The following is a 9,634-nucleotide window of genomic DNA, read 5'->3' as shown; positions in this document are numbered from 1 at the left end:
CACCCCGCGCCGCGCGCGCAGCGAGCGGCGGACCTTCACCTCGCCGGCCGCGGCGATCCCGGTGGCGTCGCGCGCGGCCTGCCCGGCGACGGCGTAGAGCGAGCGGACGAGCGGGTTCATGGCCGCGCGAAGTCTAGGCGCGCGGCCGGCGACGCGCGGGTGACCGCCGTCACCCGCCGGTCAGCGCGCGGCGGCGATCGCGGCGTCGAGCGTGCGGCGGAAGACGTCGGTCGGCTGCGCGCCCGCGATCCCCTGGTTGCCGACGAAGAACGACGGCGTGCTCTGCACGCCCGCGCGCCCCATGCGGTCCTTGTCGGCCTCGATCAGCGCGCGCATCACGTGCGACGACATGCAGCTGCGGAAGCGCGCCATGTCGAGCCCCTGCGCCTGCGCCAGCGACTCGTAGACCGCGGTCTGGTCGCCCGACTTGCCCCAGCGGTCCACGGAGCCGAACAGCGCCGACTGGTACGGCCAGAACTTGCGCTGCGCCGACGCGCACATCGACGCCTCGGCGGCCGGCATCGCCTGCTCGTGCTGGTCGAGCGGGTAGTGCAGGTAGGCCACGCGCACCTTGCCGGTCGCGACGTACTCCTTGTGGATCGCCTCGTACGACTGGTCGTGCCACATCTTGCAGTACGGGCACTGGAAGTCGCTGACCATCAGCAGCCAGACCTTGGCGCCCGGGGCCCCGCCGATGCGGCCGCTGTCGGCCAGCGCGCGGAGCGCCGTGCTGTCCCCGGGGGCCGGGAGCGCGGCCTCCCCGCCGGCGGTCGCGGTGGCCGTGGCCGGGGGCGTCGCCGCCGCGGCACGCGTCTCGCCCGAGGCTTGGCATCCCGCGGCGGCCAGGAGGGCGGCGAGGACGAGCGCGGGGCGGCGGAGGGAGACGCGCAGGGGCATGGGGGGCGGGGAGACGGAGGGGGGAGCGCCCGGCCGGTGACACCCGGCCCTCGGAGGGCGCGTACTAACATACATCGCTCATGAACAGCTTCGCGTCCGTGGTCCTGCTCGCGGTCCTGGCGCTGCTGCAGGCGCTCGAGCTGCCCGCGCCGCGCGGCTACCTGAACGACCTCGCCGGCGTCGTGTCGGCCGAGCGGGCCGCGCGCATCGAGGGGCTGGCGCGCGAGGTCCGCGAGAAGTCGGGCGGGGAGATCGCCATCGCGGTCCTCCCCGACATCGGCCAGCGCGCCCCCAGCGAGGTGGCGCGCGACATCGGCCGGCAGTGGGGGGTGGGCGCCGCCACGGCCATCGGCGACCGCACGCGCAACGCCGGGACGGTCATCCTGCTGGTCCCGCGCGAGCGCTCCTCGACCGGGCGCGGGCACGTCTTCATCGCGCCGGGGCAGGGGACCGAGGGGTTCGTCACCGACGCGCAGGCGGGCGCCATCCAGGACGAGGCGCTCCCGCAGCTGCGGCAGGGCGACTACGGCGGCGCGCTGGAACTGATGACGCGGCGGGTGGCCGAGCACTACGGGCGGGAGTTCGGGTTCACCGTGTCGGCCGATCCGGGGGGCTTCGCCGACCCGCGGCCGCCGCCGGTCGAGCGGCGCGCGCGCCGGACGGGTGGGATCAACCCGGTGCTGGTGATCGTCGTCGTCTTCATCGTGCTCAACCTGCTGGGCTCGTTCGGCGGACGGCGGCGGCGCGGCGGGTGCGGGGGGTGCATCCCGATCCCGATCGTGTTCCCCTCCGGTGGCGGCGGCTACTACGGCGGAGGGAGCTGGGGCGGAGGCGGCTGGGGCGGGGGCGGGAGCTGGGGTGGCGGGGGCGGGGGCGGTTTCGGCGGCTTCGGCGGCGGGGGGGGATTCAGCGGCGGCGGCGCGGGCCGCGACTTCTGACGAGGACTGCGATGGCCCGGATGACGCTGGACGAGCTGGTGGCGCAGCTGCGCGCCGCGTACGGCGACGCGCTGCGCGCGGTCGTGCTGTACGGGTCGGCCGCGGGGGGCGACCATGTCCCCGAACGGTCCGACTACAACGTGCTGGTCGTGGTGGACGGGCTGGGGATGCCCCAGCTGCGCGCCGTGGCCGCCACCGCGCGGGCGTGGGCGGAGGCCGGGCACCCGCCCCCGCTGACGCTCACCGCCGCCGAGTGGCGCGCGTCGGCGGACGTGTTCCCGATGGAGTACGCCGACCTGCTGGAGCGGCACCGCGTGCTCCACGGCGCGCTGCCGCTCGACGGGGTGCGCGTCGACCCGCGCGACCTGCGCGTCGAGGTCGAGCAGCAGACGCTGGGGAAGCTCCTGCAGCTGCGGTCGGCGATCGTCGCCACCGGGTGGCAGCCCAAGCGGCAGCTGGAGCTGCTGGAGCAGAGCCTGGGGACGTTCATGGCGGTGTTCCGGGCCGTGCTGCGGCTGCACGGCGAGCGGCCGCCGGAGGACCGCGAGGCGCTGGCGCAGGCGGTCGGCGCGCGGGCGGGGTTCGACGCCGCGCCGTTCGCGCGGGTCGCGCGCCACGTGCGCGGGGCGTCGGCGCTGCCGGCCGCCGAGGCGACCGACGTGCTGGCCGGCTACCTGGCCGGGATGGAGCGGCTGGCCGCCCACGTCGACGCGCTGGTCGTGCCGCCGGCCTGAGCAAACTCACACCACCATTCAGAGGATCCGCATGCGTGACCGCATCCCGCCCCGCCCGCTGACCCGCCGCGCGCTCGCCGTGGCGCTCGCCGTGGGGCTCGCGCTGGGCCCCACCGGCTGCGGCTACAACCGCATCCAGACGCTCGACGAGCAGGCCGCCCAGGCGAAGCAGCAGATCGAGGTGCAGCTCCAGCGCCGCGCCGACCTGATCCCGAACCTGGTGGCGACGGTGAAGGGGTACGCGCAGCAGGAGGAGACGATCTTCACGCGCGTCGCCGAGGCGCAGCGCGGGCTCACCGGCGCGCTGGCGCGGCCCGGCGGCGGCGACCCGACCGAGCTGGCCAACGCCAACGAGAACCTGTCGCGGGCGCTGGTGCCGATGCTGACGCTGGTGCAGGCGTACCCGCAGCTGCAGTCGAACCAGCAGTTCCTGCGGCTGCAGGACGAGCTGACCGGGACGGAGAACCGGATCGCGACCGCGCGCACCGACTACAACGGCGCCGTGCGCGAGTACAACACGCTCATCCGGACCTTCCCGACGGCGCTGACGGCCAAGGTCACGGGGGCGCAGCAGCGGACGTACTTCGAGGTCACCGACGCGGCGGCGCGCAGCGCGCCGACGGTCGACTTCTCGCGCCCCGACGCCGCCGGCGCGGCCGCGCCCGCGTCGACTCCGGCGACCCCGGCGACGCCGGCCCCGCGGTAGGCGCGGCCGGCCCCGCCGGAGGCACGGCCCGTCCCGTCGGTTGCGGGAACTCGACGGAGGCAGTTACACATCAGTTCGGTGACCGCGCCGTCCGGCGGCGTGGTCTCCCGAACGACCGCGCGACCCTGCGCTCGGGGGCGGACGCCCGTCCCCGCCGGCGTCGGGGTCGCGCGTTTGCCTCTCCCATCCTCCCGTTTCCAGAGGGCACGGCGCATGACCCACATCCCCCGGCTGCTGCCGCTGGCCGTCGTCGCGATCGTCGCGCCGGCGGCGGGCGCGCAGCAGCCCGCCGCCACCGGCACCATCACCGGCACGGTGACCGAGCAGGGCTCCAACGCCCCGCTGGCGGCCGTCCAGGTCCAGGTCGTCGGCACCACGCGCGGCGCGATCACGAACGACGCCGGCGTGTACCGCATCCTCGGCGTCGCGCCGGGCGCGGTGCAGGTGCGCGTCCGCCGCCTCGGCTACGAGCCCGCGACGCAGGGCGTGACGGTGGCCGCCGGCGCGACCGCGACCGCCAACTTCGCCATCGGCCGCGCCGCCGCGACCACGCTCGAGCAGGTCGTCGTGACCGCGACGGGCGAGGGGCAGCGCGTGCGCGAGCAGGGGAACGCCGTCGCCCGCGTCGAGCTGACCCCCGACCGCGTCCCCGCGCTCCCCGCGTTCAGCCAGGCGCTGTCGGCGCAGGCCGCGGGCGTGCAGGTGCTCCAGAGCTCCGGCACCGCCGGCACCGGGTCGCGCATCCGCATCCGCGGCGCGAACTCGCTGTCGCTCTCCAACGAGCCGCTCATCATCATCGACGGCGTGCGCGTGCAGGGCGGCGGCAACTCGAACTCGATCGCCGTCGGCGGGCAGGCCCCGTCGCGCCTCGACGACCTGAACCCCGAGGAGATCGAGAGCATCGAGGTCCTCAAGGGCCCGGCGGCCTCGGGGCTCTACGGCACGCAGGCGGCCAACGGCGTCGTGCAGATCACGACCAAGCGCGGGCGCGCCGGCCGCACCAACTACACCGTCTACGGCGAGCGCGGGCTGACCCAGGAGGTCAGCAACTTCCCGCCCAACTACGGCGCCTTCGGCGACTACGACGGCGAGACCGACTTCTTCTGCGACCTGCCGAGCGTGGCGGGCGGGCTGTGCACGCAGACGGAGATCGTGTCGTTCAACCCGCTCAAGGACTCGCGCACCACGCCCTTCCGCGACGGCGCGCGCACGCAGCTCGGCGCCAACGTCGCCGGCGGCACCGAGCGCGTGGGCTACTTCCTGAGCGGCGAGACCGACCGCGAGGCGGGCGTCTACTACACGAACTCGGTCAACCGCACGAGCCTGCGCGCCAACCTGCGCGCGTTCGTGTCGGAGAAGGCGGACGTCAACGTCTCGACCGGCTACGTCGCGAACAACATCCAGCTGCCGGGCAACGACAACACGTTCCTCGGCTACATCTCGAACGGGCTGGCCGGGTTCGCGCAGATCGACAACCCGGGGTCGGTGAACGGGGACGGCTACGACCCGCTCGGGCCGGCGTCGCTGGACTACTACCAGAACTTCCAGCAGGCGCGCCGCTTCACCGGCTCGCTGCAGGCGAACTACCGGCCGCTGTCGTGGCTGCGCTTCAACGGCGTCGCCGGCATCGACCAGACCAACCGCCTCGACACGCAGCAGATCCCGCCGGGCCGCATCGAGCTCGACACGGAGACGAGCGAGGGGTACCGCTTCGCGAACCGGCTGCAGGCCGGCACGTACACGGCGCAGGCCACGGCGACGGCGCAGTTCGCCCCGACCGAGAACCTGTCGTCGACCACGACGGCCAGCTTCCAGTACCAGCAGGACCGCAACGACGGCGTGTTCGGCGGCGGCTACCGGCTGGTGGCCGGGACCTCGTCGCTCGGCGGCGCGGTGACGCGCTTCGAGACCGACGAGGCGTACGGCGACGGCCGCCTGCTCGGCGGCATCCTGTCGCAGCAGATCGGCTGGCGCGACCGGCTGTTCGTGAGCGCCGGCGTGCGCGGCGACAACAGCTCGGCGTTCGGCGAGAACTTCGGCACCGTGTTCTACCCGACGGCGCAGGCGTCGTGGGTGGCGAGCGAGGAGGAGTGGTTCCCGCGCGGGCCGCTCGGCCTCGTGCGCTTCCGCGGCTCGTTCGGCCGCTCGGGGCTCCGCCCCGGCAACGTGGACGCGCTGACGTACTTCAACCCGGTCCCGTCGCGCGTGAACGGCGCCGAGCTGGCGGCCGTGTCGGTCGGCGGCGTCGGCGACCCGGACCTGAAGCCCGAGGTGACGACCGAGTTCGAGGGCGGCGTCGATTTCGAGGCGTTCAGCCGCCGCGCCACGCTGCAGCTGACGGCGTACAACCGCCAGTCGAAGGACGCGCTGGTGGCCCGCGTCATCGCGCCGTCGGTCGGCGTCGTGCGCACCCGCTTCGAGAACATCGGGGAGATCCGCAACCGCGGCTTCGAGGCGCTCATGACGCTGCGCCCGCTCGACACGCGCGCGGTCGGCCTCGACCTGACGTTCAACTACTCGTACAACACGAACAAGATCCTCACGCTGCGCGACACGACGCCGATCCTCATCACGGCGAACGGGTCGCAGCAGCACGCGCAGGGCTTCCCGGCCGGCGGCTACTGGGGCTCGCCGATCACCAACGTGATCACGAACGCCCAGGGCATCGTCGAGGACGTCGAGTTCGGCGAGGAGCCGCAGTTCCTCGGCTACTCGCAGCCGCGCACGCTGTTCTCGTTCAACCCGCAGCTGTCGCTGTTCAACAACGCGGTGCGCGTCGGCGCGCTGGTCGACTACCGCGGCGGGTACAAGCAGTACAACTCGTCCGAGGACTTCCGCTGCGGCATCACGGCGACGTGCAAGGGGATCATCGACCCCTCGTCGTCGCAGGAGGAGCAGGCGCGCGCGGTGGCGGCGTACAACTACGGCAACTACGCGGGCTTCATCGAGAAGGCGGACTTCGTCCGCTTCCGCGAGGTGACGCTGACCTTCGCGCTCCCCGAGCGCCTGTCGCAGCGCTACCTGAAGACGCGCGGGGTCGGGCTGACGCTCGCCGGCTACAACCTCGGGATCATCACCGACTACACCGGCGTCGACCCCGAGGTCAACGCCAGCGCGCAGTCGAACTTCATCCAGAGCGACTTCCTGAGCCAGGCGCCGGTGCGGCGCTTCTCCGCCCGCGTCAACGTCAACTTCTGAGGCTGCAGTGACCGACATGACCTTCCGGACCCTTCGGCGGGCCGCGGCCGGGTCGCTGGCGGCGGGGCTCCTCGCCGGGTGCTCGCTCGACGTCGCGACCCCCGGCATCGTCGACCCCGACAACCTCGCCGACGAGACCTCGCTGCCGACGCTGCGCGCCGGCGCGCTGGGCGACTTCGGCGCGGCCTTCGGCGGCGACGACAACGCCGGCGACGAGGGGGTGATCCTCGTCGGCGGGCTGCGCGCCGACGAGTTCCTCAACCGCGACACCTTCGAGGAGCGCCGCGACATCGACCTGGGCACGGCGCGCATCGACAACGGCTCGCTGCGCGACCTGTTCCGCAACATCCAGCGCGCGCGCCGCGCCTCGGAGTTCGCGGGCAGCCGCTACCGCGAGCTCGCCCCGACCGACGCCGGCTACGCCGAGGTGCTGAGCCTCGCCGGCTACTCCACGCTCTTCCTGGGCGAGCTGTTCTGCCCGGGCGTGCCGTTCTCCGACCTCGACGCCAGCGGCCGGTTCGTCTACGGCGCGGCGCTCGGGCGCGAGCAGATCTTCCAGCGCGCGCTGGCGAAGTTCGACAGCGCCCTGGCGGTCGCGCAGGCGGCCGGCAGCGGCACGGCGGCGACGGCGCAGGTGAACCTGGCCCGCGTCGGCCGCGCCCGCGCGCTGCTGGGGCTCGGCCGCATCGCCGAGGCCCGCACGGCGGTGGCCAGCGTGCCCACGGCGTTCGCCTACAACGTCGAGTACTCGGAGAACACGGGCCGCCAGAACAACGCGATCTACACGTTCAACAACGTGCGCCGCCGCTGGGGCGTCGCCGACCGCGAGGGCGGCGTCGGGCTGCCGTTCTTCACGGCCAACGACCCGCGCGTCCGCGTCACGCAGTCGACGCGCAACGGGCTGGACGGCGTCGCAGTGCGCATCCTGAACCAGGAGAAGTACCCGGCGCGCACGACGTCCATCCGCCTCGCCAGCGGCACCGAGGCCCGCCTCATCGAGGCCGAGGGCGCGCTGCAGGCCGGCGAGTCGGGCGCGGCGCTCACGCTGCTCAACGCGCTGCGCACGAGCGCCAGCCTGCCGGCGCTCGCGTTCACCGGGCAGACGGCCGCGCAGCAGCGCGACCTGCTGTTCCGCGAGCGCGGCTTCTGGCTGTACGCCGAGAGCCAGCGCCTGGGCGACTTCCGCCGCCTGCTGCGCGCGCCGTACAACCTGACGTACGCCCAGGTCTTCCCGACCGGCGCGTACTTCAAGCAGGGGCGCGTCTACTCGGAGCAGCCGAGCCTCCCGATCCCGAACGAGGAGGAGAACAACCCCAACTTCAGCGGCTGCACCGCGGCCAACTGAGGAGCGGGTGATGCGGAGAGGGGGAGCGTCTCGCGACGCTCCCCCTCTCCGCGTTCACGCCGCGGGCCTCGGCGGCTCGGGGCGCGGGAAGAGCCCCGCGCCCTTGTGCACCCGCCACCCGGTCGGGTCGAGGGCCGCGACGGCGGCGAAGCGCACGTCCTCCGCGCGCCCGGCGCCGCCCAGCGACTCCCACAGCTCCTGCGCCTTGGCGGGCATGAACGGCGCGAGCGCGACCGCCACCGGCGCCAGCTGCCGCACCAGGGTGCCGAGCACCGCCTCCAGCTCGTCGCGCCGCGCCGGGTCCTTGGAGAGCGACCAGGGCTGCCGCTCCTGCACGTACGCGTTGGCGCGGAACACCACCTGCCAGAGCGCGGCCAGCCCCTCGTGCAGCAGGTAGCCGCGCGAGCCGTCCATCGCCGCGTGGTACGCCGCGAGGTCGGCGGCGTCGGCGGCCAGCACCGCCGCGTCGGACGCCGCGGGGACGCGGCCGTCGCAGTACTTCTCGACCATCGCCACGGTGCGGCTGGCGAGGTTGCCCAGCGCGTTCGCGAGGTCGGCGGTGTAGCGCTCCTCGAACCGCTCCCACGAGAAGTTGCCGTCGCCGTCGAACGGCACCTCGCGCAGCAGGAAGTAGCGGAACGCGTCCGGGCCGAAGCGGTCGATCGCCTCGCCCAGCTCGAGCTTCACCCCGGCGCTCTTGCTGAAGCGCTCCCCGCCCAGCTGCACGAAGCCGTGCGCCCACACGCGCTCGGGGAGGGGCAGCCCCGCCGCCTCGAGCATCGCCGGCCAGATCACGCAGTGGAAGCGCGTGATGTCCTTGCCGATGACGTGCAGCTGCGCCGGCCAGCGCGCTTCGTAGCCAGCCGCCGGGAAGCCGGTCGCCGTCAGGTAGTTCGGCAGCGCGTCGAACCAGACGTACGTCGTCTGCGTCTCGCCGTCGCTCGTCGGGCGGGGGAAGGGGACGCCCCACGAGAAGCGCGACCGGCTCGCCGACACGTCCTCCAGCCCCTGCGCGAGCAGGCCGAGGATCTCGTTGCGGCGGCTCTCGGGCTGGCAGAACGCGGGGCGCTCGCGCAGCAGCCGCTCCAGGAACGGCTGGTAGCGCGACAGGCGGAAGAACCAGTTGGTCTCGCGCGTCCACTGCAGCTCGCGCGTCGGGTGCAGCGGGCACTTCCCGTCGACCAGCTCGGCGTCGTTCTTGAACGCCTCGCAGCCGACGCAGTACCACCCCTCGTACGCCTTCTCGTAGAAGTCGTCCGGGCTGCGCTCGAAGATGCGCGCGATGAGCGCCCGCACGCCCTCCTGGTGCTCGGCGGTCGTCGTGCGGATGAACTGGTCGTACGAGATGCCGAGGCGCGCCCACATCGCCCGGAAGCTCGCCGCGATCTCGTCGACCAGCGCGTGGGGCGCGACGCCGCGCGCCTCCGCGGTCTGGGCGACCTTCTGCCCGTGCTCGTCCATCCCGATCAGGAAGTGGACGGCGCGGCCGGCCTGCCGCTGGTAGCGGGCGATCACGTCGGCCCCGATCTTCTCGAAGGCGTGCCCCAGGTGGGGCTCGCCGTTCGCGTAGTCGATGGCGGTGGTCAGGAAGAACGGCGCGGGGTCGGACAACGGGGGCGGGGCTGGAGTGGACGGTGCCCCTGAAATCTCACACCCCCCACAAGCCGCGGCCTACTCCTCGGCCTCGTCGCCGTCGTCCCCGTCGTCGTCGTCGGTCGGGTCGAGGCGCCGCTCCTCGCCCCCGGGGGCCGTCCCGGTGCCGCGCCCGCCCCGGTTGCGCCGCCCGCCGCGCCGCCCGCGCCGCCGCCGGGGACGC

At 73.9% G+C, this 9,634-nt stretch carries 7 protein-coding genes; 5 read left to right on the top strand and 2 right to left on the bottom strand.

Annotated elements, in window-relative coordinates; translation table 11 throughout:
• Positions 1–180 precede the first annotated feature (180 nt).
• Complete coding sequence (locus PYV61_RS14580; RefSeq protein WP_275832780.1) at positions 181–897, bottom strand: thioredoxin domain-containing protein; 717 nt, start codon at positions 895–897, stop codon at positions 181–183.
• 80 nt (positions 898–977) lie between these two features.
• Here PYV61_RS14580 and PYV61_RS14575 point away from each other — a divergent pair, with 80 nt between their 5' ends.
• The 5 genes from PYV61_RS14575 (at position 978) to PYV61_RS14555 (ending at position 7,818) form a co-directional block, all read left to right on the top strand.
• Positions 978–1,835 (top strand): TPM domain-containing protein, encoded by an 858-nt coding sequence (locus PYV61_RS14575; RefSeq protein WP_275832778.1) that lies wholly within the window; start codon positions 978–980, stop codon positions 1,833–1,835.
• A gap of 11 nt (positions 1,836–1,846) precedes the next feature.
• Positions 1,847–2,569 carry a nucleotidyltransferase domain-containing protein gene (locus PYV61_RS14570; protein WP_275832776.1) on the top strand — a complete coding sequence of 241 codons (723 nt, stop codon included), beginning with the start codon at positions 1,847–1,849 and terminating at the stop codon, positions 2,567–2,569.
• Positions 2,570–2,600: 31 nt separating this feature from the next.
• On the top strand, positions 2,601–3,275 hold the full coding sequence (locus tag PYV61_RS14565) for a LemA family protein (protein ID WP_275832774.1): 675 nt from the start codon (positions 2,601–2,603) through the stop codon (positions 3,273–3,275).
• Positions 3,276–3,488: 213 nt separating this feature from the next.
• Positions 3,489–6,473 (top strand): SusC/RagA family TonB-linked outer membrane protein, encoded by a 2,985-nt coding sequence (locus PYV61_RS14560; protein WP_275832773.1) that lies wholly within the window; start codon positions 3,489–3,491, stop codon positions 6,471–6,473.
• A 16-nt stretch (positions 6,474–6,489) separates the two neighbouring features.
• Entirely contained in the window at positions 6,490–7,818 is a 1,329-nt protein-coding gene (locus PYV61_RS14555; RefSeq protein ID WP_275832770.1) for a RagB/SusD family nutrient uptake outer membrane protein, read from the top strand.
• Between the two features lie 54 nt (positions 7,819–7,872).
• Here the strand turns inward: PYV61_RS14555 and metG are convergent, their stop codons facing one another.
• On the bottom strand, positions 7,873–9,429 hold the full coding sequence (gene metG, locus PYV61_RS14550) for a methionine--tRNA ligase (protein WP_275832768.1): 1,557 nt from the start codon (positions 9,427–9,429) through the stop codon (positions 7,873–7,875).
• Between the last annotated feature and the right edge of the window lie 205 nt (positions 9,430–9,634).

Source organism: Roseisolibacter sp. H3M3-2, assembly GCF_029211165.1.
In the GTDB taxonomy this organism is placed as follows: domain Bacteria; phylum Gemmatimonadota; class Gemmatimonadetes; order Gemmatimonadales; family Gemmatimonadaceae; genus Roseisolibacter.
Note: the sequence above shows the minus strand (reverse complement) of the source record. Positions and strands in the feature narration are given on the sequence as shown.